This window comes from Mycobacterium bulgaricum, from assembly GCF_041287165.2.
GTDB classification, from domain to species: domain Bacteria; phylum Actinomycetota; class Actinomycetes; order Mycobacteriales; family Mycobacteriaceae; genus Mycobacterium; species Mycobacterium bulgaricum.
The window spans coordinates 411,107-432,317 of sequence record NZ_JBGGKV020000004.1 but is presented as its reverse complement, the minus strand read 5'-3'; the positions used below and the strand labels follow the sequence as shown (position 1 = coordinate 432,317).

Genomic DNA, 21,211 nt, shown 5'->3' with positions numbered 1-21,211 from the left:
CTGGCTCGTGCCGACGCTGACGAACCGCCAGATCGTGTTACGCCGCCGCCCCGACGGGCTGGTCGCCCCCGGCGACACCGAACTCGTCACGTCCTCTGTTCCGGAACCCGGCGAGGGCGAGGCCTTGGTGCGCACGACCTATGTCGGCATGGACGCCGCCGTGCGGACATGGCTCGACGACCAGCCGAGCTATCTGCCCCCGGTGCAGCTCGGCGAGGTCATTAGGGCAGCAGGCATCGGCGAGGTCGTCGAATCCCGTTGCGAGGCATACTCTGTCGGTGACGTCGTGACCACGCTGACCGGTTTCCAGGAGTACACGATCGTTCGCGACGACCTTTTCACGACGCCGGTGCCCGGCCCGGGCGCGGAGGTCGACCAGCTGGCCGTGATGTCGATCTACGGTCCGACGGGCGCCACCGCATACTTCGGAATGACGGGAATCGGGCGTCCGCAGCCGGGCGAGACGGTCGTGGTGTCGGCGGCCGCCGGGGCCACAGGATCGGTCGCCGGGCAGATCGCGAAGATCGCGGGAGCCCGCGTCGTCGGCATCGCGGGCGGTCCGCACAAGTGCCAGGCCGTCGTCGAGGAGTTCGGGTTCGACGCCTGCATCGACTACCGCAACGACGACGTGCCTGCCGCACTGAAAAAGCATTGTCCGCAAGGCGTCAACGTCTACTTCGACAACGTCGGCGGGCCGATCCTCGACGCGGTGCTCGGTCGGCTCGCCCACAAAGCTCGCGTGGTGCTGTGCGGCGTCATCTCGAGCTATCTGACAGGTCAACACCCCGGTCCCGCGAACTACGTCAACCTGCTCGCGAAAACCGCGCTGATGCAGGGCTTCAACGCACTCGACGAGTGGGGCCGCTTCGACGAAGCCTTCGCCGCGCTCCGCGGGTGGGAGGAGCAAGGCCTGCTCACACATCGCGAACACATCTTCGAGGGCATCGAATCGTGCGTCGATGCTCTCAACGGATTGTTCACCGGTGCCAACATCGGCAAGACGCTCGTCAGAATCGCGTAAGTGTTCTCATTCACCGGCCCGCGCTGAGGAATACCAGCGCGTGACGTCTTCGCCGCGGTCCCAGCGTGCGAACCATTCGTCGGCGAAGGTCGGCAGGGGCTCATGCGCGGGATCGTGGAATGGTGTCTGGCTCAGCAGGATTCGCGCGCCGGCCACCACCTTCTGTTTGCGCGGCACACTGGCGAACGCCGGCGGCTGCTGGGATTCGCGGCCCAGCCGTTGGCGCAGCGTGGTGCGCAGCCCGTGTATCGGCAGCATGGTGCGGGCGTCGACCTGCCGCTCGAATTCGGGGACGTGTTCGTTGACACCGTCGGCGATCACCGCGATGACACTCAGCAGGTGCTTGACGACTGCGGGCACCATACGCAAGCGGTACCAGGGCTTTCCGACAACGGCGTCATAGATCACCAGTGCGGAACTCCGGTGCTCGACCTCTTCGACGAAATGCCATAGGAACAGCGACGCGACCCGCTCGTCACCCGGCCGGAACAATTCGGCCTCGTTGTCGAGCATCAGCTTGAACGTCGGCGTGAACGTCGCCTCCAGATCGGCGATGTAGGCGAGCCGGTACGCCAGCGGGGTCGTCGCGGTTACGTTGTCGAACTCCGCCATCGCGGCATCCAGCGTCTGCTGCAGGCCGGGATAGCGTTTGATCAGCGCAGTCACGTGCTTGCGGTGGCTTGCGGAATGCTGGGCCTCCTGCCGCAGAAATGCCGTCGCCTCCTCGGCGACAACGGGATCGGTGATCAGCGGTTTGGCCTCGGTCACCGCCCCGACGATCATCTGCTCGAAACAGATCGCGATGATCGATGTCGCGTTCATGAAGAACGAGAACGCCGGACTCTGCGGATTCCACTGCCACGGAACGTCGCCACTGAAGTCGAAGCGAGGGCGACGTATCTCAAGGTCCGTCATGGCCATGCACCACCCAACACATTGCACACTGTGACATTTGATGTATCTTCTGTAATGATTACCTGCCGCCGCCGAAGGAGTCAATTGTCATGGGCCGCAAGGGTTGGGCCGGATCACCACCGCGGGACGACGACGAGGCACGTGAGCGGATCGTCGATGCCACGCTGACGTGCATCGAGCGCCGGGGGCCGAGCCAGACCAGCCTGTCCGACGTCGCCGACGCCCTCGGCATCACCCGCCGGACCATATACCGCTACTTCGCGACGACCGAGGATTTGTTCACCGCGGCGGCCGAGGTCGCCCTGAACGGGTTCGTCGCGAGGATCGAGACCATCACCGCGGACATCGACGATGTCGCCGGACAGCTGGTGGAGGTGGTGGCATTCATCGTCGAGCGCCTACCCGACGAACCCTTGCTGACACTGCTGCTGGAGAATGACCGCACCAATCAGTTCAGCCGCCGGATGCTGGCGCCCCCGGTGATAAATCGCTGCCGAATCATCTTACGGCACAGCCAAATCGACTGGGAAAGCTTGGGATTCCACAGCGACGCGGACATCGACGAACTGACCGAGTTCCTGCTGCGGATCATTCAGTCGATGGTGATCGCACCGCCCGACCCGCCGCGCGACGGACCGGCGCTGCGGGCGTTTCTGCATCGCTGGGTGGGGCCCGCGCTCACAGCCTGCCGATGACGGACTCGCCGAACCCTTCGATCGCCTCGACCGCGTGCGCCAGGCTGTCCCCCGGCACGTTGACCTGAATCCAGGTCACGCCCGCCTTCTCCAATTCGGTGACACCGTCCAGGAATTCGTCGGCATTGAAGTCGTCAGACCCCGGGGTGCCGCCCGCGCTGTTGGTGAAGGTGACGTCGACATCCAACGGATCGCGGCCCGCCTCGTCGAGGCGGCGCCGAAGATCGTCGATGCCCGTCTTGAGGTGGTCGGTCGTCTCGAGCGCCGCCGTGCGCGCCGTCTGGGCCAGGAGCGCGGGCGCGCGGAACGGGCACCACCCCTGGGCGTACTTCGCCACGCGGGCACGAGCCGCCGACGTGTTGCCGCCCACCCAGATCGGCGGGTGCGGGGCGCTGACCGGTTTCGGGTGCGCCGTGATGCCTTTGGCGCTGAAATGCTTACCCTCGTAGCTCAGGTCATCGGAGGTCCAGACCTCGCGGATGACGTGCAGCGCCTCTTCGAACAGGTCGGCACGCTCGTCGAAATCGACGCCCAGTGCCACGAATTCGCGTTTGAGGTAGCCGACGCCGACAGCGAGGGTGAACCGACCGTCGGAGATCAAGTCGAGAGTCGCACCGGCCTTCGCGACGACGAACGGGTTGCGGTACGGCAGCACCACGATGTTCGGGATGAGCCGCAACGTCGTGGTGTGGGCTGCCGCAAAACCCATCGCGACGAAGGGGTCGAGGGCGTCGTGCCCGCCCGATTCGAGCCAGCGTTGCGTCGGTGCGGGGTGGTCGGTGAACCCGAAACCGCCGAAGCCCGCCTTCTCGGCCGCCGCGGCGACCGTGGCGATACCGGCACCCGTCACCAGTTCCGGGTTGTAGGGATGGCTGTGCATCGGATGGGTGATCGCGAACTGCATGCCCGGCCTCCAAGGTCAGAATAATCTTCTCCAGTATCGAGAATGTCGTTACCATGCAGGCGGCGGAATGTACAGAATCAGCGTGCCGGGAGGCGTCATGAGCAGGCCGGAAATCGGCGTCTACCTGCCTCAGATGGGTTTTGCGTTCGACGACCTGGTGCACCGCGCCCGGCGCTGCGACGAGCTCGGCATCGACTCGTTGTGGCTGTATGACCACCTGTACGGGCCCGGGATGCCGGACTATCCGTCGATGGAGGCGTGGACGCTGGCAACGGCATTGCTCAGCCGTACGGAGCGACTGCGGATCGGCCACATGGTGCTGTGCAACCAGTTCCGCCACCCGGTCACGCTGGCCATGATGGCGACCACGCTGGACCAGATCTCGGGCGGGCGGCTCTCGCTCGGCATCGGCAGCGGGTCGATCGAGGACGAGCACCACCGCGCCGGATTGCCCTGGGGCACCTTCGCCGAACGCTCCGAACAGCTCGGGGAGACGCTGCAGATCCTGCATCAGGCCTTCGCCGACGAGCGAATCGATTTCTCCGGCAAGCACTTCAGGGTCACCGATATGCCCGTCAAGCCCGGCCCGGTCCAGAAGCCTCGGCCGCCGATCGTCGTCGGTGGTGTCGGCGAGAAGTTCACGCTACCCCTCGTCGCGCGCTACGCCGACGTGTGGAACGTGCCCACCTACGCGCTGCATCAGATCGAGGCGAAGATCGGGGTGCTGCGTGCGCTCTGCGACGACATCGGCCGCGACCCCGCCGACATCGTGCTGTCCATCGAGGCGGTGATGGCGCTCGCGCCAGACGACTCAAGCCTGGAGTCCGTGCGGTCCCTCGCCGAAAAACGTTTCGGCGGGGAAGGATTCGGGCTCCACGACACGAACCTGATCGGAACACCGGCGTTCATGGTGGACCGTTTGCGCGAGCTGGTCGAGATGGGGTTCGACCAGATCGTGTTGTTCACCCACGACCGGTGCTCAGACCAGACCCTGGAGTTGTTGGCATCCGAGGTGATTCCCGCGCTCTGACCGTCGAGCGTGGGCCTCGTGCTCAGCGTGGTGGTGAGTAATTCGGCTTGCCCAGCCCGAGCGCATGCTGGGCGATCATGTTGCGGAACACATCGAGCGTGCCCGCATAAATGCCCATGGGCGACGCCAGCCGGAACAGGTACTCGGCGCTGAGCCCGTCAGGCAACGCCGACGCGGCGCCGGAGATATCCATCAGGTCCGGCGTCACGTCCCGTAGCGTCTGGGCGATCGCCACCCGGCCGAACATGCCGGGCGCGCTCATCGAGGCTTCCAACCGGGCGATGCTGCGCCCCAACCGATAGGCGACGGCGTCGTCGTCGACGTCCACAACTCCTGCGATCCGGTCGATCTCGTCGGCGAGCAGCAGCGCATGCTCGGTCATGACGGCAATCCTGTACAGCCCGCTCGTGTCTCTCTCGACGGTGCCGTGTTCGGCGTTGAGGGCCTCACGCAGAACGGCCCAGCCCCCGTTGACCTCTCCGATGCGATAGCGGTCGTCGATGCGGACGTCGCTGTAGAACGTGATGTTGGTGCGGTCCCCGTCGACCGTGCGGATGGGCTGGATCTCGACACCGGGCACGTCCAGCGGAACGAGGAACATCGTGAGGCTCTGATGCTTGGGCGCGGTGGGATCGGTATTGGTGATCAGGAAGACGTACTGGGCGTGATGGGCGTTCGAGGTGAACATTTTCGAGCCGTTGATGATCCACGTTGATCCATCCGCTTCCCGCACGGCCCGCGTCTTGCACGTCGCGACATCGGATCCCCCTTCCGGTTCGGTGTAGCCGAGACACAACCGGTAGTGGCCGGACAACGTCTTGCCGAGCACCTCTGCCTTGAGCTCCTCGGAGGCGAACTGGTTGACGGCGGTCGCGACCATCGACGTCGTGCCCCAGTGGAACCACGGGGTGTGCGCCCGCCCGATCTCGAGGTCCCAGATTCGCCGCTGCACGGTGGTGAACCCGCCGTCGTTCTCGGGACGCCAGTCCCGTTCCAGGTAGCCGGCCGCACCGAGCGCCAGGTGGACGCCCTCGTCGAAGTTGTCACCGGTCTCCCGGTCGCGCCTGATGACGTCCTCGGTCACCACCGACGCAAGGAACTCGCGCAGCTCGCGTTGGAAGGCCTGGTCCTCGTCTGACAGCGCGACTTCCGAGAAGTCCATACCCGACATCCCCCATTCGCTTGGCGCACCAAACGCAGCGTGACATTATGGCGTGAGTTTGTAAAGCGACCGCAGAAGGGCTGCCAGCGTGGGAATCGTGACGACGACATCGGAGACAGCGTTCACCCAGTCGCCCGAGGAGATCTACGATTTCGTGACCAACCCGGTCAACTGGACCAAGACCTACCCCGGCAGCGCGCACATCGGCAGAGTTCCCGAGAAGTTGCCCCTGGAGGTCGGCGACACCTGGACGGAATCGGGCCCCGACGGCACGCGCATCTTCACGTGGCACCTCGCGATCGCGATGCGCCCGAAGTTGTGGATGTTCAACTCGGTCGCCACCTGGGGCATGATGGCGAGGGCAACGGCGGCATGCCGGGCCGAATCACGGTGCAGTACAAGTTCACCCAGCCCGGACAGGGCGTCACCCTGTTCAGCCGCACGATGACCGTCGAGGCGTTCAAGGACTCCCCGCTACCCGACGGCTTCTTCCGCACGGTCAACCCGGCCAATATCGACTCCTACCACGAGGCGATCGCGCGCGAGTTGGCAAAGGAACGCTCAGCGTGAAAAGGCCCGGCGGAGCGCGGCACCCTGGATGTCGAACAGCTGGCCGCTGACCTCCCAGTCGGGAATGAGCGAATCGAAGCCGTGGCACGTACCCCCGAAGACATGCAGCTCGGTCGTCACTCCCGCCCACATGAGCCGCAGCGCGTAGTCGACCGCCTCGTCGCGCAGCGGGTCCAGCTCCGAGCATGTGATCAATGTGGCGGGTAGCGAGGACAACTCGTCGGCGCGCGCCGGAACGGCATCGTCGGGGACGGACGCACCCGCACCGTAGTGCCGCCACATCCACGCCACGGCCTCGGCATCGAAACCCGGAGTCGCGGTGAACTCCTCTTTTGACGGAGTCGGCCTGTCGTCGAGCACCGGCTGGTGCAGCAGCTGGAACATCACCGGCGGTGCGTACCCTTCGGCCGACCGCTGTGCGAGCCGGGCCGCCAGCGAGGCCCCTGCGCTGCTGCCTGCGACCGCGAGGGCAGAAGCGTCGATGCCCAGTTCCGCGGCGCTGCGTGCTGCCCATTCCAGAATTGCCGCCGCGTCGTCGAGTGCGGCGGGATACGGCTCCTCAGGCGCGAGACGATAGTCCACGGACACCACCGTGACGCGGGCCCGCCGCGCGATCTCGATGCACTGCCGATGATCGGTGTCGAGGTTACCAAGTACGAAAGCACCTGAATGGCAATAGATCACCGCAGGAGACTGCGGAGGCCCACCCCGGTAGATCCGCACGGTGACGAGGTGGCCGTCTCCCACGGCGACCTCACGCTGCTCGACCTCCACCCCGACGAGGTCGGCTGTTCTGGCAGCCTCGGCGCGGCGTTGGTTCAGCGAATCGCGCACCGCGCCGAGCACCGGTGGTGACAGATCGGTGCGCGCGGAGGCGAGATGCCGCAGCGCCGGATCGAGACGGTCCGCTAAGTCGCGGATCGGGATGCTCATCGCTTCGCCGCGGACTGGGCGCCGACATGGATGGGCGCGCGATCCGAAGGCGCGTCGAACGTGTACTCGCCGGGGCGGAACCACCGGGTGAGTCCCCAGAAGTCGCGGGCGCTGCGCGGCCACTGGGTGACGACGCGTCCGTTGGGGGCGCGGAAGTAGTTGCTGCACCGAGTCAGCCATACCGTGCCCTGCATCCAATCGTCGATCCTGCCGAGAAAGCGCTTCACGACGTCGCTTTTCACCTCGATCGACGACTTGTTCCTGCGCCGCATGTATTTCAATGCGCGCACGATGTAATGAGCCTGGGCCTCGAGCATGAAGATCACGCTGTTGGATCCGACGTTCGTGTTGGGCCCGTACAGCATGAAGAAGTTGGGGTAACCGGGCACCGACATCCCCAGGTAGGCGAATGCTCCGTCACTCCATGTGTCGCGCAGCGCAACTCCGTCGGCGCCGCGAACGTCGATCTGGCCCAGGTAGTCCGCGGCGGCGTAACCGGTGGCGCACAGGATGACGTCGACGTCGAGTTCGGTGCCGTCCTCGGTGACCAGCGACCGGGACCGCAACGCGCGTGCCGGGCTGGAAACCACCCGGACGTGCGCCTGTGTGAGCGTCTGCAGGTAGTCGGTGGCGAAGACGAGCCGTTTGCACCCGAACGGGTGGGTGGGCGTCAGCCTGGCGCGCAGCTCGTCGTCGGTGACGGTCGCCTCCAGCGTCCGCAGCGCGATGCCCTTGAACTCCTCGGTCTTGTCACTGCCGTTCTCGATGACCGAGATGTTGGACTCGCTGCGCAACCACAACCGGGTGCGGTAGATCTTCTTCGCCAACGGGACGTGGGCGAACATCCACTTCTCCCGGGCGGTGTACTCGCGGTCCGGCTTGGGCAGCACCCAGGTCGGTGAGCGTTGCACCGAATAGACCGCCGAAGCGTGCTTGGCGACCTCGGGAACCAGTTGCGCTGCAGTCGAACCCGTGCCGAGGACGGCCACCTTCGCACCATGCAGGTCGACCGAGTGGTCCCACTTCGCGGTGTGCATGATGGTCCCGGTGAACGGCTCCTCCTCGACGAGGTCGGGCATCACGGGCTGGGTGAAGAGCCCCACGGCCGACACCACGATATCGAAGCGGTGCTCCTCGCCGGCCGATGTCAGCAACCGCCACTGCTGCTCGTCGGCCACCCATTGCGCTGAGACGATCTCGGTGTTCAGGCGGAGCTTCTCGGACAGCCGGTAGCGCTGTGCGCACCGCTCGAAGTACGCCAGGATCTCCTGCTGGCCCGACCACAGCCGCGACCATCCTGCGTTGAGGTCGAACGAGTACGAATACAGGTGCGACTTCACGTCGCAGGCCAGGCCCGGGTAGGTGTTGATCCGCCACGTGCCTCCGACGCCGTCCTCGCGGTCGAAGATGGTGAAGTCGTCGAATCCGGCCTTGCGCAGAAAGATTCCGAGGGCCAGCCCGCCGGGTCCGGCTCCGATGATGCCGACGGAGAGGTTTTTCGCCATGGAGGTCGTCATCCACTCTGGAGGGACTGCCCACCGTCCACGATGAGCTCGGAGCCGGTGATGAACGTGGCGTGCTCGGAGACCAGGAACGCGACGGCATCGGCGATCTCCATCGGCTTTCCGATCCGCTTCATGAGGGCCTGCGCGGCGAGACGAGTCTGGGTCGCACCGTCGAGCATCGGTGTCTCCACGGGCCCGGGGAACACCGAATTCACGCGGATCCCGGCGGGCGCCAGCTCGACAGCGGCGACCTGGGTGAGTCCGCGCAGCGCCCACTTCGACGACCCGTAGGCGCTGTGGTGGGGAAAGGGCCGGATCGCGCCGGTGCTACAGGTGTTGACGATCGCCGCGTTGTCGACGTCCCGCAGGTGCGGTAGTGCGGCCTGGATGCCGAGGAAGGGGCCGAGGCAGTTGACGCGCCAACTGCCCTCGAAACCGTCGGCGGTCTCCTCGGACAGCGAAGCCCGATGCAGCACACCGGCGTTGTTGACCAACGTCGTCACACCCCCGAAATGCTCGACAACGCGGGTGACCGCGCTCCCCCACTGTTCGGCCGACGTGACGTCCAGCGACACCGCCAGCGCCCGGTCGGTGCCGAGGGCGGCGACGGTGTCGGCGACGTCGTCGGCGAGCAGATCACACGCCGCAACGGCGAATCCGTCCTGCAGCAGCCTCGCGGTGATCGCGGCGCCCTGGCCGCGGGCCGCGCCGGTGACCAGTGCGACGCGGTCGGCGGGCATCAGGTGTCCTCCCCGCGTGCGTCAGCGAGGTGCGCGGCAGCCCCGCGCCGCAGCGCCTGCGATTCGGAGGCCAACGTGATCATGTCGAATCCTTTGTGCGCAAGCATGTTACCGGCTGCACCGGTGCTGGCGTGGATGGCGCTTACCAGGCCAGCCGTCGACGCCGTGCGTTGCACCTGCAGGATCACGTCGAGCACGTCACGACGCGACCACGCGTCAGTCGGCCCGTGACCCATGGAGATCGCCAGGTCCGCGGGACCGACGTAGATGCCTGTGAGACCGTCGACACCGCAGATCTCCTCGACAGCCGCGAGTCCCCTTGTCGTCTCGATCATCGCGAACACCGATGCCCGGTTCTGCAGCGCCGCGGGGTCGATGCCGAGGCTCGCCCGAAGCGGCCCGAAACTTCGTATTCCGCTGGGGCCGTAGCGTGTCGCGGCGACGGCTGCCGCGGCGTCGGCCGCGGACTCGACCATCGCGATGACGACCCCGTCGGCCCCGGCGTCGAGTACCCGCCCGATCGGGGCCGCCGCGGCGTCGGGTAGCCGGACGACAGTGGCGATGGGTACGTGCTCGAGACGGCGCAGCATCAACGCGACGTCGGCGTCGCTGAGATAGCTGTGCTGGACGTCGAATCCGACGTAGTCGTAGCCGGCGGCCGCGTACTCCTCGGGACCGATCACCGTCGGACCCACTACCCAGCCACCCCACACGTGGGCGTTTGCGGCCAGGGCTTCCTGAAGTCTGCTCGCCATGTCAGGCCGCGATCGCGATCTTGATGCGCCCGGGCACGGGCCGCGACGCCAGCTCGAACGCGGCCTGCACCTCGTCGACGCCGAAGGTGTGGGTCAGGTAGCGATCGAGCAGGCCGGGGTGTTCCGAGGCGAAGGTGTCGGCCTTCTGCAACACGCGCCTGCGATCCATCGTGACCCCCGACTTCAGCGTGAGGTTGTTCCTGAGCATGGTGCGCATGCTGATTGGATAGAAATCGTCGTCGGGCACACCGAAATAGAACACGGTGCCGCCGAACGCGGCGGCCTCCACCGCATGGCCCAGGGTGGCGACCTGATGCCCTACCGCTTCGATCACCACATCGGGCTTGGCGTCCGGCGTCAGGTGACTCACCCAACGGTCGCTGGAAGCGCGCACGACGGTGTCCACCCCGAACGACGGCCCCACATCCTGACGGTCGATGGGGTCGACACCGGTGACGTGCCCGGCGCCCAGGGATTTCGTGACATAGGAGAAGAGCAATCCGATCGACCCCTGGCCCAGCACCGCGACATGCCGCCCGGCCAGGTCAGGAAGCTGTTCCACGGCATACAGAACACAGGCCAACGGCTGCAGCGCGACGGCGTGGGCGGGACTCAGCGACGTGTCGTAGGCCATCAGCCCGTCGCCGTCGGCGACCACCTCTTCCATCAGCCCGTCGAATCCGGATGCCCACCCGACGACACGGTCGCCCTGTCGGTGAGCCGGATGGCGGCTTGCGATCACCTCACCGGCGATCTCGTGGATCGGGAAGCCGTCCTTCTCCGCGGCCCGCTTGCCGGTGTCGAAGGGCAGCCGCCCCTTGGCGCCGCGGAAGCCGGGTAGGTCGCTTCCGCAGATTCCGGCCGCCAGGAAACGCAGAAGCACCTGCCCGTCACCAAGGGATTGCGGTGAACGCGGCAGCACATCGCTTTTCGCGAACGTGTACGGAGCGATGAGTCGGTAGGACCACATGTCAGACCTCTACCGGGAGACTATTCCAGCCCCACTGGAAACTCGACGGAGGCCGCGACGCGGCGGCCACGTCCACCTCGAACTCGGGGACGCGCTTGAGCCATTCGGTCACCATGATCGCGATTTCCAGCCGCGCCAGGTGCGCGCCCAGACAGAAGTGCTGGCCGCGCCCGAAGGCCAGCAAGCGGGGAATCGGTCGGTTCCAGACGAATTCGTCAGGGCGGTCGTACTCGCGCTCGTCGCGATTCGCCGAGGCGAGCAGCGAGATGATCCGCTGCCCCGGCTCGATTGTGGTGTCGTGCAGCGTGAATGGCCGGCGCACCGTGCGCGCGAACCATTGCGCAGGTGCGCAATAGCGGATCATCTCCTCGCGCGCGACGGGCACCGTGGCATCGAGGTCCGCGCGCACCTCGGCGAGTTGGTCTGGCCGCGCGGTCAGCTCCCACAGTCCGTGCGCCACGATCTTGGGCACGGTCTCGGTGCCACCGATGAACACACCGAGCATCTGCACGGCGGCTTCTGTGTCGGTCAGCGCCGAGCCATCGGGCAAGCGGTAGGCCAGCAGGTTGTCCACGATGGGCAACGGATCGGATTCGCCCGCCCGCCGACGTTCGACCACCGGGGTGAGGTACTCCAGGTAGCCCGGCCGCGCGTTGGCGACCTCCACGCCGTCGCCAGGCTTGGCCAGACTGCCCGCGTTGACGGTGGCCAGCACGTCAGCGGCGAGTTCTGCTGGCAGGCCCACGAGTTCGCAGACGATCGAGGCTGCGACGATCCCGCCGTAGTCCTGCGTCAGGTCGAACCGGCCGAGTGGCAGCAGCTCGTCGAGACGTTCGTTGGCCAGCGTCCGGATCCGCTCGCGCAGCGCAGTGACGTTCTTGGGGCGGAACGGTGCGGCGGTGCACCGGCGCACCTCGTCATAGATCGGTGAATCGAAGTTGGCGTGGAACGGCATGGGGTGCAATGGCGGTTCGGGGACGGGCCCGTCGTGATGGTGCGCAAGAACGGCCGCGGCCGGCAGCGTGCCGTCGGAGGCGACGAACGTCCCGTCGTTGATCTCCAGCACATTCCAGATGTCGTCGAATCGCGACAGCGCGAACGTGTCCCACTTGTCGAGGTAATAGACGGGGTACTGATCGCGCAGCACGCGATAGAACGGCAACGGATCCGCCATCACTGCCGGATTGAACGGGTCGTAGTTCACTGCAGTGGCGACGGCGGCAGGGCCGCCAGGATCGAGTCCTCCCACCCGTCGCGCAACGCAGGAGCGACGCTCATCCACGTCACGATCTCGGCCGGCGGACTGTCCTTCCAGGACGGGTAGTGGTTTTCAAAGCATGCCCACTCGTCTTCGAGCGCCCAGTAGTGGATCACCTCGTTGAAGCGGAACGTCGTGATGAAGGACCCGAGCCAGCGCTTGCCCGTGGATTCCGACCAGGGCACGTAGAGGCGTTCGAGTTCGCGGATGTAGTCGTCCTGCCGACCGGGTTTGGTCTGCATGACCTCTTGAATCACCAGGCCGGCCTTGAAGTTCGCGTCCTGCAACTGCTTCAGAGTCTTGTTGGCGCGGCCGGCGTACATGATCCGGCCCTCGCCTCTGGCGCCGATCTCCCGCAGGTAGGTCGACCATGCGACCGAGGCGGCTTCGTGACTGCCGCCGCGCGATCGCGCCCGACCGATGCGGGCGTAGTCGGCGAAGGCGTCGATCTCCCAGATGATGGTGACCTGGGGCCAGTGCCCGTTGTAGGGCGTCGTTTCCCACAGCGCGAACAACCGCGCGCCGAGCTCGGTCATCATCGGGTGGTAGACACCGCTGAACTCCTCGGTGAACCGGTCGCCGCCCGCCGCCCCGAGATCGATCGTCTCGTGCAGATAAAGCAGGGTGTGGCTGTGATATTTCTTCATGGTCACGACATGCTCCCGGTTGACAGCTGCACTCAGCGAGCGTGACACTTTTGGCGTGTTTTGTAAAGTAGTGAAACGCCGTCGGATAGTCTTCGGCTGATGACACTCACCCCGTTGGCCGATGGCTTCTCTTTCGGCGAGGGCCCGCGTTGGTTCGAGGGCCTGGTGTGGTTCTCCGACATGCTCGGCGAGGCCGTACACACCGTGACCCTCGACGGCCAGATGAGCACCCTCCCCCTGGTCGGCCATGCACCGTCCGGCTTGGGTTTTCGACCCGACGGGTCGCTGCTGATCGTCTCCACCGACCGCAGGCAAATCCTGCGCTATGACGGCGAGTCCGTCGACATCGTCGCCGATGTCTCCGCCATGGTGCCCGCGAGCCTCGGCGACATGGTCGTCGATGCCCACGGGTGCGCCTATGTCGGGTCTCAGGCCCGCGCAAGCGGCGTCATCGTCCGCGTCGACCCCGACGACGGGCACGCCACCGTCGTGGCCGGCGATCTGGACTTCCCGAACGGGATGGCAATCACGACCGATGGCACAACCCTCATCGTTGCCGAATCAACGGGCCGGCGGTTGACGGCCTTCACCGTGGGCGCAGACGGAATGCTGTTCGACAGAAGGACTTTCGCCGATGGACTGGACGGCCCACCGGACGGCATCTGCCTCGACGACGACGGCGGCGTCTGGGCGGCCATGACGCTGGCGCACCAGTTCGAGCGCATCGTCGACGGTGGGCAGGTGACCGACCGGATCGACATCGGGGACCGCACCGCGATCGCGTGCACGCTGGGCGGCCCCGAAGGCGTGACGCTGTTCCTGGTGACCACGACCGACGCCTATCCCGAACGGCTTCGCGGCACCAAACTCTCGCGGCTGGACGCGACCACCGTCGGCTTCCCGGCCGCAGGCTTCGTACCCGAGGCGCACGTCCACTGAAAGGCGACCGACGATGTCCGATGCGTACTACGAGCTGATCGACGCGGACGACGAAGGCGGCGAGAGGTTCGCCGCAACAGACTTCGTCCGCAGCACATGGTCGGCCGCCATCCAGCACGCAGCCCCGGTGTCAGCCCTGCTGGTGCGCGGTCTGCAGCGCTGCGAACCGCGCGACGACACCAGGCTGAGCCGGGTGCTTGTCGACCTTCTCGGGCCGGTGCCCGCCGAGGGCGACTTCTGGATCCACGCTCGCAGGGAGAGATCGGGCACGCAGATCGAGCTCGTCAGCGCCGAGATGCTGGCGCTGGGACCCGGCGGGAAACCGCGGCCGGTAGCCAGGGCCAGTGGATGGCGACTGCAAACTGTGGACACGGCCGCGGTGATGCACGCTCCTGCCGAGCCGTTGCGGCCGGTCGCCGAGGCGCGCAGCCGTGACATGAAAAAGGATTGGGACCGCAACTACGTCCACAGCCTCGATTGGCGGTGGCTGACCACGCCGATGGGCGAGGGTCCCGGCGAGTCGTGGATCAGACCGGAGGTCGACCTCGTCGCCGGTGAGTCGATGACGCCGCTGGAGCGACTGTTCGCGGTCGCCGATGACGCCAACGGGATCGGAACGAAGCTCGACATCCGGCGGTGGACGTTCCTCAACACCGATCTCGCGGTGCACATCCATCGCCTGCCCGCAGGCGAGTGGGTGGGTATTCGTGCCGAAACCAACTACGGCCCAGACGGAATCGGCACAACGCTGGGCACACTGTTCGACGAGTCAGGTGCGGTCGGCGCCATCCAGCAGTCGGTCCTCGTCCGTCCACGCCCACCCAAGCCCGCTCCCGCGGAATAGCATTCCTGGTCGCGCCCAGCGGTCGAACGACAGCCAGGATTGCTATTCCGCGGCGAGAAACAGCGCTGCCGCCGGGCACTGCGTCACGGCCAGCTGCATCCGTGGACGGTCGGCCTCGGGCCGCTCGGCGTCGTGGATGATCACAGAGCCGTCGTCCTGCACCTCGAATACCTCTTCGGCGATGGATTCGCAGATGCCGTGTCCGGTGCACTTGCTCAGATCTACTCCGACTTTCACGTGCGGAACTCCCGCTCGCCCACCGAAACAACAGTCACAGATTTAGCGTGACACTTCGGCAATAATTTGTAAAGCTGTCACCATGCATCCAACGGTGCCTGACAACTCGACGCGTCAGCGTATCCTGGCAGCCACCGCAGAGGTGTTGGGCCGCAACGGTACTGCCAAATTGTCGCTGTCCGAGGTGGCGACTCAAGCCGGGGTGTCGCGGCCCACGCTGTATCGGTACTTCGCCGACAAGCGGGAACTCCTCGACGTGTTCGTGGTTTGGGAGCGCCAGTACTACGAACGGGCCATCGCCAAGGCTACCGCCGATCTGCCCGCGCACGAGCGCCTGGATGCGGCCCTGCGCGTCATCGTCGAATACCAGTTGTCCTACCCGGGTCTGCGGATGGTCGACGTGGAACCCGATCAGGTGATCAAGCGGATGGAACGGGTGCTACCACTGATGCGGGAGCGGCTTCAGCGCCTGTGCACGGGTCCGGATGCCGCGCTGTCGGCCGCGACCGCGGTCCGCGTCGCGATCTCGCAGTACCTGGTCCGCAGCGATGATTCCGACGACTTCCTCGCTCAGCTGCGTCATGCCGCCCGTGCCAGGTATCAGCGCGCCGCGTCACCCGAGGTCGTCCAGGGCTGACCGCAACTCACGTCGAGCGATTCGTCCCCTGCGCCAACTCCGCGAGTATTTCCTCGGTGTGCTGACCGAGTTCAGGTGCGCTGCAACGTACTTCAGCGGGAGTACCGTGAAAGTCAGCCGGCGTGGCCACCATCGGCACGGCGCCGGCGTCGTCGTCGGGCACGTAGACGATCCCGCCCGCGGCGTGGAACTGTTCGTCGCCGAGGACGTCCTCGATCGAGTTGATCGGCGACCAGAACAGATCCGGTTGTGCGGAAAACACTTCCGCCCACTCGTCGAGGGTTCTGCCCGCGAAGATCCCATCGAGTTCGGCGATCAGCTCGGCGGCGTGGGCGGCGCGGTCGCGCGCGTAGGCGTACCGCTCGTCAGTCAACCAATCGGGTCGTTGCACCGCCGCACACAGCGCCGGCCAGTGCCGGTCCCCCTGCAGACCCACCAGCCAGAACCGCCTGCCGTCTGCCGCGGTGTAGTTGTTCATACACGGGTTGCCCATCGTCTCGCGCTGACCGATCGCGATGGCGTGGCCGGTGATCAGGAAGGTGTTGAGGTCGAAGCTGATCGTGTAGGCGCCCTGTCGATAGAGAGACGTCGACACCAGCTGCCCCGTCCCCGTCCTACCGCGGGCGACCAGCGCCGCGCAGATCGCGCCGGCGAGTGTCATACCGGCCATGTGGTCGCCCATGCCGCCCCGCTGGAACGGCGGCACCTCGCCGGGTCGGGTCAGCAGGTGCGCCAGGCCCGCCCGCGCCCAGAACGCGGCGACGTCATACGCCGGTCGATCCGCGTCCGGCCCCTCGGCGCCGTAGCCGGTGATCAATCCGTAGATCAGCCGGGGGTTCGCCGCGGCGACCGCTTCGAAGTCGAGCCCGATCCGCCGCAGTGCACCGGTGCGGATGTTGGTCAGGAAGACGTCGGCACCGTCGAGAAGGGCGCGGGCATGGGCCCGTCCGTCCTCGGTGGCCAGATCCAGCACGACGCTGCGCTTGCCGCGGTTGTCCATCTGGAACGGCGGGCTGACGTGGTGGCGATCCTGTGGCGCGATCCCCAGCATCCTGCCGAACGTGCGGGCGGGATCACCGGCGGGCGGTTCGATCTTGACGACGTCGGCACCCCAGTCCGCGAGGATGCCGCCCGCTGCCGGACCGGCCACCCACACCCCGAGTTCGACGACTTTGATCCCCTCGAGCGGACCCGCCATGCTCGCCCTGCCCTTCCGGCTTTACAAAAATGATCCTTTTTGTAACCCTGTGTGGGCTACTGGTCCAAGCCTAGGAGGCTCGTGGTGTCCGTCATCGCCAATCGGGTCGCACCCGCCGTAGGCCTCGCCTCGCATCTTGGCCGGGCTTTCCGGCGGATCGGGACCGACACGCTGATCGGCCGGCTGCTCCCGCTTCCCCGCACGATCGGCGATCTCGACGCCGCCGCGATGTCGGCGCTCATGGACCGGCGGGTGACGTCGGTGTCGGTGATCGGCGGCGACGCCGGCACATCGTCACGTGCTCGGCTCGCCCTCACCGGTGACGACGTCCCCTCGTCGGTGTTCGTGAAGATGGCGGCCGAGACGGTCGCCACCCGTTTGATGGGCGAACTCGGCAACCTGGCCGGCACCGAGACCCGCTTCTACAGCCAGCTCGCCCCCGAGCTGACGGGCGTGCCCCGCAGTTACGGCTCCCGGTTCGATCCGTATACCGGTCGCTTCGTCCTCGTGCTGGAAGATCTCGCGGTCGGCGAGTGCGATTTCCCGGACACGCTGCACCCCATCGACGCCGACCGCGCCGCACTCGTCGTCGAACTCCTGGCCCGACTGCACGCCACGTTCTGGGGCCGGCTTCCCGCGCGCAGCGGGACCGGGCCGTTCGGCTGGCTCTACAGCGCCTCCGAGGACAGCGCCTCACTGCTCACCGCACCGTTGCTGAAGGCGTCGGCGCGCAAGTTGTCCGAGCGTACGGAGCTGCCCATCGGACGTGGCCGCTTCATCGACGACCATTATCGAGCGGCCGCGGCGCTCGTCGATCGCGGCCCGCACACCGTGATGCACGGCGACGCGCACCCGGGCAATCTGTACTTCCGCGACGGGCGGGCGGGGCTACTGGACTGGCAGGCCGTGCGCCGCGGCCACCCCGGCCGCGAGCTCGCCTACACCCTCGTCACGAGCATGACCACCGGTACCAGACGGGAGTGCCAGCGCGACCTGCTCGACGTCTACCGGCGCGCCCTGGCCGACGCGGGAGGACCCGAACTCGCGGCATCTGAGCTGTGGGACCGCTACCGCCAGGGCGCGCTGTACCCCTATGTCGCGACGCTGATCACCGCGGGGATGGGCGGCATGCAGAACGAGGACATCGCGCACAAAGGTCTCGAACGCGCGCTGGAGGCGCTCGACGATCTGGAGACCGTCACCCTGCTCCAGAACAGCCTGTGACCAGAAATGCCGCGCGCGCCGTCGGCCGTAGGCACGTCCACGCTTTACGATCGACACCGAACCCGTAAGTAAGGCCAGGTACGTGAACCATCCAGCACGCGACACCGACGACACCACCGACGACACCTCGACCAGGAACCGAATCCTCGTCGCGACCGCCGAGGTGCTCGGCCGTAGCGGGCAGACGAAGCTGAGCCTGTCCGAGGTGGCACTCCAGGCGGGGGTGTCCCGTCCGACGCTCTACCGCTGGTTCGCCGACAAGCAGGCGCTGCTGGAGGCGTTCGGCATCTACGAACGGGAGATGTTCGAGACGGGCATCATCAAGGCGACCGCCGGCCTGCGCGGCACCGAACGGGTCGACGCTGCGATGCGGTTCATCGTCGAATACCAGCAGTCCTACTCGGGCGTGCGCGTCGTCGACATCGAGCCCGAGGTGGTGATCGCCCGGCTGGCCCACATCATCCCGCTGATGCGCGCCCAGCTGGAGAAGCTGTTGCCGGGTTCCAACAGCGCAGTCAAGGCGGCTACGGCCATCCGGGTAGCGGTGTCGCACTACATCGTCCGCGCCGACGACGACGATCAGTTCCTGGCCCAACTTCGCCACGCGGTGGGGATCAAGACCACCTGAACGCGTGACACTCGGCTGAATTCTTGTAAAGCTAGCTGTCATGACGACAGCGGAGACCGAAACCGGCGTGCTCGCAGGCGACGAGCGCATGCTCATCGATGGAGAACTGCAAAACACCCGCAGCGGCGCCACATTCGACGTGGTGCATCCGGCCAGCGAGGAAGTCGCAGGCCGGGCCACCGACGGCACCGTCGACGACATGGCCCGCGCGGTCGGGGCGGCGCGCCGCGCGTTCGACGAGACCGACTGGTCGCGCGACCTGGAGTTCCGCTATCACTGCCTCACGCAGCTGCACGAGGCGCTGGAGCGCAATAAGGAACGGCTGCGGCGCGTCCTGATCACCGAAGTGGGTTGCCCGGTCAAGGTCACCGGCAGCCAGATCGAGAGTCCGATCGACGAAGTCAGGCACTGGGCCGAGCACGGCAGGAACTTCGACTACCTCGCTGACAACGGCGTTCACGACACGCCGCTCGGGCCTGCTCACCGCAAGATCCACTACGAGGCTGTCGGGGTGGTCGGTGCCATCACGCCGTGGAACGTACCGTTCTATCTCAACGTCGCCGAGACGGTCCCCGCACTGATGGCCGGCAATACTGTGGTGCTCAAGCCCGCTCAGCTGACGCCCTGGTCGGGCAGCGAGTACGGCCGTATCGTCGCCGAGGAAACCGACATTCCGTCCGGAGTGTTCAACGTCGTGGTCTCCAACGCCAACGAGGTGGGCGCGGCGCTGAGCGCCGACCCCCGAGTCGACATGATCACCTTCACGGGTTCGACGGCGACCGGACGGGCCATTCTCGCCGCGGGCGCGCCTACCGTGAAGAAGACGCTGCTCGAACTCGGAGGCAAGAGTGCCCACATCGTGCTCGACGACGCCGACTTCAACATGGCGCTGCCGATGGCCGCGTTGATGGCGTGCGTGATGTCAGGCCAGAGCTGCATCCTGCCCAGTCGGATCCTGTTGCCCCGCAGTCGCTATGACGAAGGCATCCAGATCATGAAGACCATGATGGAGAACTTTCCCGTCGGCGACCCGTGGGACCCCAACAACATGCAGGGACCGCAGATCAGCGAAACCCAGCGCCAGAAGGTGCTGGGGCTGATCAAGTCCGGCGTCGACTCCGGAGCCCGCCTGGTCACCGGTGGCGGCGTCCCGGAAAACCTGCCCGTCGGTTATTACGTGCAACCGACGCTGCTGGCCGACGTGGACCCCGATTCGCAGGTGGCGCAGGAGGAGATCTTCGGTCCCGTCCTCACGGTGATCCCCTACGACACCGACGACGAAGCCGTCGCGATCGCGAACAACTCGATATACGGCCTGTCCGGTGAGGTCAGCGGCGGTGACCTCGACCGAGCCTTCAGCGTGGCCACCCGCATGCGCACCGGCAACGTCACCATCAACGGCAAGAGCCACTTCGGCATCGGCAGCCCGTTCGGCGGAACGAAGCAGAGCGGGCTCGGATACCGCAACGGTGAAGAGGGTTACAAGGAATACCTGGAAGCGAAGACCATCGGTATGCCGGCCTCGTGAACGTTCAGGGCGTCGCCGACCAGATCGACATCGGCAATCTGCTCACCCGGTACTGCCGGGCCGTGGACTCCAAGGACTGGACCCTCTATCGGTCGCTCCTGACCGATGACGCGCATCTGGATTATTCGGCGGCCAACCTGTTCGTCGGCGGTCCCGATGATGCGGTCGAGTATCTGACGCGCCACCAGGAATCGATCAGCGTCGGGATGCATTACGTCACCAATGTCGAGAGCCGCGTCGGCGGGGACGCCGCCTCCGTTGTGGCCATGTGGTTCAACGCTGTTGCGCTTCCGCGCACCGAGGGCATCACCTTCTTCCATGGCCGCTGGCGCGACGAGCTCGTCAGATCCGAATCGGGCTGGCGGATCCGGAAACTGCGGCTGGAGGTGGCGGGGTGACCGACCTTGGCCGCCTCACCGACGAACTGGAGATCAGGGCGCTGCTGAACCGCTACGCCAGGGCCGTCGACACGAAGGACTGGGATCTCTACCGGTCCGTCTTCACCGACGATGCGCACATCGACTATTCGTCGGCCGGGGCGGCGGCGGGCACCCGCGATGAGGTGGCCGCGTGGCTGGAAGCGGGTTTCGCCGCGATTCCGTGGACGATGCACTACGTCACGAACGTCGAATGCGAGATCGCAGGCGACAGTGCGACGGTGCGCGCGATGTTCTACAACCCGATGCAGCTGCCCGGCACGGACGTCCAAAGTTGTTGCGGCGGTTACTACTATCACGAGCTGGTGCGCACACCCGACGGGTGGCGCAGCCGCAACCTCCGCGAAGACAACGTCTGGTTCGTCGGCAGACCCTGACGCAGTTGCGTGACGCTGTGGCGAAAATCCGCCCGCGATTCCGCCGTGGCGTTACGT

At 66.3% G+C, this 21,211-nt stretch carries 23 protein-coding genes and 1 pseudogene; 12 read left to right on the top strand and 12 right to left on the bottom strand.

What is annotated here, in order from left to right; translation table 11 throughout:
- Nucleotides 1-7 precede the first annotated feature (7 nt).
- Nucleotides 8-1,021, top strand: a complete 1,014-nt coding sequence (locus ACAG24_RS15235) for an NADP-dependent oxidoreductase (RefSeq protein WP_370473046.1) — start codon at nucleotides 8-10, stop codon at nucleotides 1,019-1,021.
- Between the two features lie 6 nt (nucleotides 1,022-1,027).
- Here ACAG24_RS15235 and ACAG24_RS15230 read toward each other — a convergent pair whose 3' ends face one another.
- Complete coding sequence (locus tag ACAG24_RS15230) at nucleotides 1,028-1,936, bottom strand: metal-dependent hydrolase (protein WP_370473045.1); 909 nt, start codon at nucleotides 1,934-1,936, stop codon at nucleotides 1,028-1,030.
- 89 nt (nucleotides 1,937-2,025) lie between these two features.
- Here ACAG24_RS15230 and ACAG24_RS15225 point away from each other — a divergent pair, with 89 nt between their 5' ends.
- Nucleotides 2,026-2,631 carry a TetR/AcrR family transcriptional regulator gene (locus tag ACAG24_RS15225; protein ID WP_370473044.1) on the top strand — a complete coding sequence of 202 codons (606 nt, stop codon included), beginning with the start codon at nucleotides 2,026-2,028 and terminating at the stop codon, nucleotides 2,629-2,631.
- On the opposite strand, the gene ACAG24_RS15220 is transcribed toward ACAG24_RS15225, so the two are convergent.
- The gene (locus ACAG24_RS15220) at nucleotides 2,615-3,535 is read right to left on the bottom strand and encodes an LLM class F420-dependent oxidoreductase (protein WP_370473043.1); all 921 of its coding nucleotides are present in this window, start codon (nucleotides 3,533-3,535) and stop codon (nucleotides 2,615-2,617) included. The two genes, ACAG24_RS15225 and ACAG24_RS15220, sit on opposite strands and share 17 nt — an antisense overlap.
- 97 nt (nucleotides 3,536-3,632) lie before the next feature.
- Here ACAG24_RS15220 and ACAG24_RS15215 point away from each other — a divergent pair, with 97 nt between their 5' ends.
- Nucleotides 3,633-4,565, top strand: coding sequence for an LLM class flavin-dependent oxidoreductase (locus ACAG24_RS15215; RefSeq protein WP_370473042.1), 933 nt, complete (start codon nucleotides 3,633-3,635; stop codon nucleotides 4,563-4,565).
- 22 nt (nucleotides 4,566-4,587) lie between these two features.
- On the opposite strand, the gene ACAG24_RS15210 is transcribed toward ACAG24_RS15215, so the two are convergent.
- Nucleotides 4,588-5,727, bottom strand: coding sequence for an acyl-CoA dehydrogenase family protein (locus tag ACAG24_RS15210; protein ID WP_370473041.1), 1,140 nt, complete (start codon nucleotides 5,725-5,727; stop codon nucleotides 4,588-4,590).
- An 88-nt stretch (nucleotides 5,728-5,815) separates the two neighbouring features.
- Between ACAG24_RS15210 and ACAG24_RS15205 the strand changes: the two are divergent.
- Nucleotides 5,816-6,297, top strand: a pseudogene (locus ACAG24_RS15205) (SRPBCC family protein).
- On the opposite strand, the gene ACAG24_RS15200 reads toward ACAG24_RS15205, so the two are convergent.
- The 7 genes from ACAG24_RS15200 to ACAG24_RS15170 are packed head-to-tail and all read right to left on the bottom strand — an operon-like array spanning nucleotide 6,289 to nucleotide 13,105.
- On the bottom strand, nucleotides 6,289-7,230 hold the full coding sequence (locus tag ACAG24_RS15200; RefSeq protein WP_370473040.1) for an alpha/beta hydrolase: 942 nt from the start codon (nucleotides 7,228-7,230) through the stop codon (nucleotides 6,289-6,291). The pseudogene ACAG24_RS15205 and the gene ACAG24_RS15200 overlap by 9 nt on opposite strands.
- Nucleotides 7,227-8,735 (bottom strand): flavin-containing monooxygenase, encoded by a 1,509-nt coding sequence (locus tag ACAG24_RS15195; RefSeq protein ID WP_370473093.1) that lies wholly within the window; start codon nucleotides 8,733-8,735, stop codon nucleotides 7,227-7,229. Before ACAG24_RS15195 ends, ACAG24_RS15200 begins: the two co-directional genes overlap by 4 nt.
- A gap of 8 nt (nucleotides 8,736-8,743) precedes the next feature.
- Nucleotides 8,744-9,475, bottom strand: coding sequence for an SDR family NAD(P)-dependent oxidoreductase (locus ACAG24_RS15190; protein ID WP_370473039.1), 732 nt, complete (start codon nucleotides 9,473-9,475; stop codon nucleotides 8,744-8,746).
- A complete protein-coding gene (locus tag ACAG24_RS15185) occupies nucleotides 9,475-10,230 on the bottom strand; it encodes an HpcH/HpaI aldolase family protein (protein WP_370473038.1) in 756 nt (251 codons plus the stop codon). The genes ACAG24_RS15190 and ACAG24_RS15185 overlap by 1 nt, the downstream gene beginning before the upstream one ends.
- 1 nt (nucleotide 10,231) lies before the next feature.
- The gene (locus tag ACAG24_RS15180; RefSeq protein WP_370473037.1) at nucleotides 10,232-11,200 is read right to left on the bottom strand and encodes a zinc-binding dehydrogenase; all 969 of its coding nucleotides are present in this window, start codon (nucleotides 11,198-11,200) and stop codon (nucleotides 10,232-10,234) included.
- Between the two features lies 1 nt (nucleotide 11,201).
- Entirely contained in the window at nucleotides 11,202-12,374 is a 1,173-nt protein-coding gene (locus ACAG24_RS15175) for a cytochrome P450 (RefSeq protein ID WP_370473092.1), read from the bottom strand.
- A 26-nt stretch (nucleotides 12,375-12,400) separates the two neighbouring features.
- The gene (locus ACAG24_RS15170; protein ID WP_370473091.1) at nucleotides 12,401-13,105 is read right to left on the bottom strand and encodes an NIPSNAP family protein; all 705 of its coding nucleotides are present in this window, start codon (nucleotides 13,103-13,105) and stop codon (nucleotides 12,401-12,403) included.
- 99 nt (nucleotides 13,106-13,204) lie between these two features.
- Between ACAG24_RS15170 and ACAG24_RS15165 the strand changes: the two genes are divergently transcribed.
- A complete protein-coding gene (locus tag ACAG24_RS15165; protein ID WP_370473036.1) occupies nucleotides 13,205-14,044 on the top strand; it encodes an SMP-30/gluconolactonase/LRE family protein in 840 nt (279 codons plus the stop codon).
- 13 nt (nucleotides 14,045-14,057) lie between these two features.
- The gene (locus ACAG24_RS15160) at nucleotides 14,058-14,888 is read left to right on the top strand and encodes a thioesterase family protein (protein ID WP_370473035.1); all 831 of its coding nucleotides are present in this window, start codon (nucleotides 14,058-14,060) and stop codon (nucleotides 14,886-14,888) included.
- Nucleotides 14,889-14,930: 42 nt separating this feature from the next.
- On the opposite strand, the gene ACAG24_RS15155 is transcribed toward ACAG24_RS15160, so the two are convergent.
- On the bottom strand, nucleotides 14,931-15,125 hold the full coding sequence (locus tag ACAG24_RS15155; protein WP_370473034.1) for a ferredoxin: 195 nt from the start codon (nucleotides 15,123-15,125) through the stop codon (nucleotides 14,931-14,933).
- Nucleotides 15,126-15,207: 82 nt separating this feature from the next.
- Between ACAG24_RS15155 and ACAG24_RS15150 the strand changes: the two genes are divergently transcribed.
- On the top strand, nucleotides 15,208-15,762 hold the full coding sequence (locus ACAG24_RS15150) for a TetR/AcrR family transcriptional regulator (RefSeq protein WP_370473033.1): 555 nt from the start codon (nucleotides 15,208-15,210) through the stop codon (nucleotides 15,760-15,762).
- A 7-nt stretch (nucleotides 15,763-15,769) separates the two neighbouring features.
- On the opposite strand, the gene ACAG24_RS15145 is transcribed toward ACAG24_RS15150, so the two are convergent.
- On the bottom strand, nucleotides 15,770-16,960 hold the full coding sequence (locus ACAG24_RS15145) for a CaiB/BaiF CoA transferase family protein (RefSeq protein WP_370473032.1): 1,191 nt from the start codon (nucleotides 16,958-16,960) through the stop codon (nucleotides 15,770-15,772).
- 84 nt (nucleotides 16,961-17,044) lie between these two features.
- Here ACAG24_RS15145 and ACAG24_RS15140 point away from each other — a divergent pair, with 84 nt between their 5' ends.
- From ACAG24_RS15140 to ACAG24_RS15120, 5 genes are all read left to right on the top strand, one after another.
- Nucleotides 17,045-18,184, top strand: coding sequence for a phosphotransferase (locus tag ACAG24_RS15140; protein ID WP_370473031.1), 1,140 nt, complete (start codon nucleotides 17,045-17,047; stop codon nucleotides 18,182-18,184).
- An 82-nt stretch (nucleotides 18,185-18,266) separates the two neighbouring features.
- Entirely contained in the window at nucleotides 18,267-18,812 is a 546-nt protein-coding gene (locus ACAG24_RS15135) for a TetR/AcrR family transcriptional regulator (protein WP_370473030.1), read from the top strand.
- Between the two features lie 40 nt (nucleotides 18,813-18,852).
- Nucleotides 18,853-20,340: an aldehyde dehydrogenase family protein gene (locus tag ACAG24_RS15130; protein ID WP_370473029.1), complete on the top strand. Its 1,488-nt coding sequence runs from the start codon at nucleotides 18,853-18,855 to the stop codon at nucleotides 20,338-20,340.
- A complete protein-coding gene (locus ACAG24_RS15125; RefSeq protein WP_370473028.1) occupies nucleotides 20,337-20,738 on the top strand; it encodes a nuclear transport factor 2 family protein in 402 nt (133 codons plus the stop codon). The genes ACAG24_RS15130 and ACAG24_RS15125 overlap by 4 nt, the downstream gene beginning before the upstream one ends.
- Entirely contained in the window at nucleotides 20,735-21,154 is a 420-nt protein-coding gene (locus ACAG24_RS15120) for a nuclear transport factor 2 family protein (RefSeq protein ID WP_370473027.1), read from the top strand. The genes ACAG24_RS15125 and ACAG24_RS15120 overlap by 4 nt, the downstream gene beginning before the upstream one ends.
- The last annotated feature ends 57 nt before the right edge of the window (nucleotides 21,155-21,211 follow it).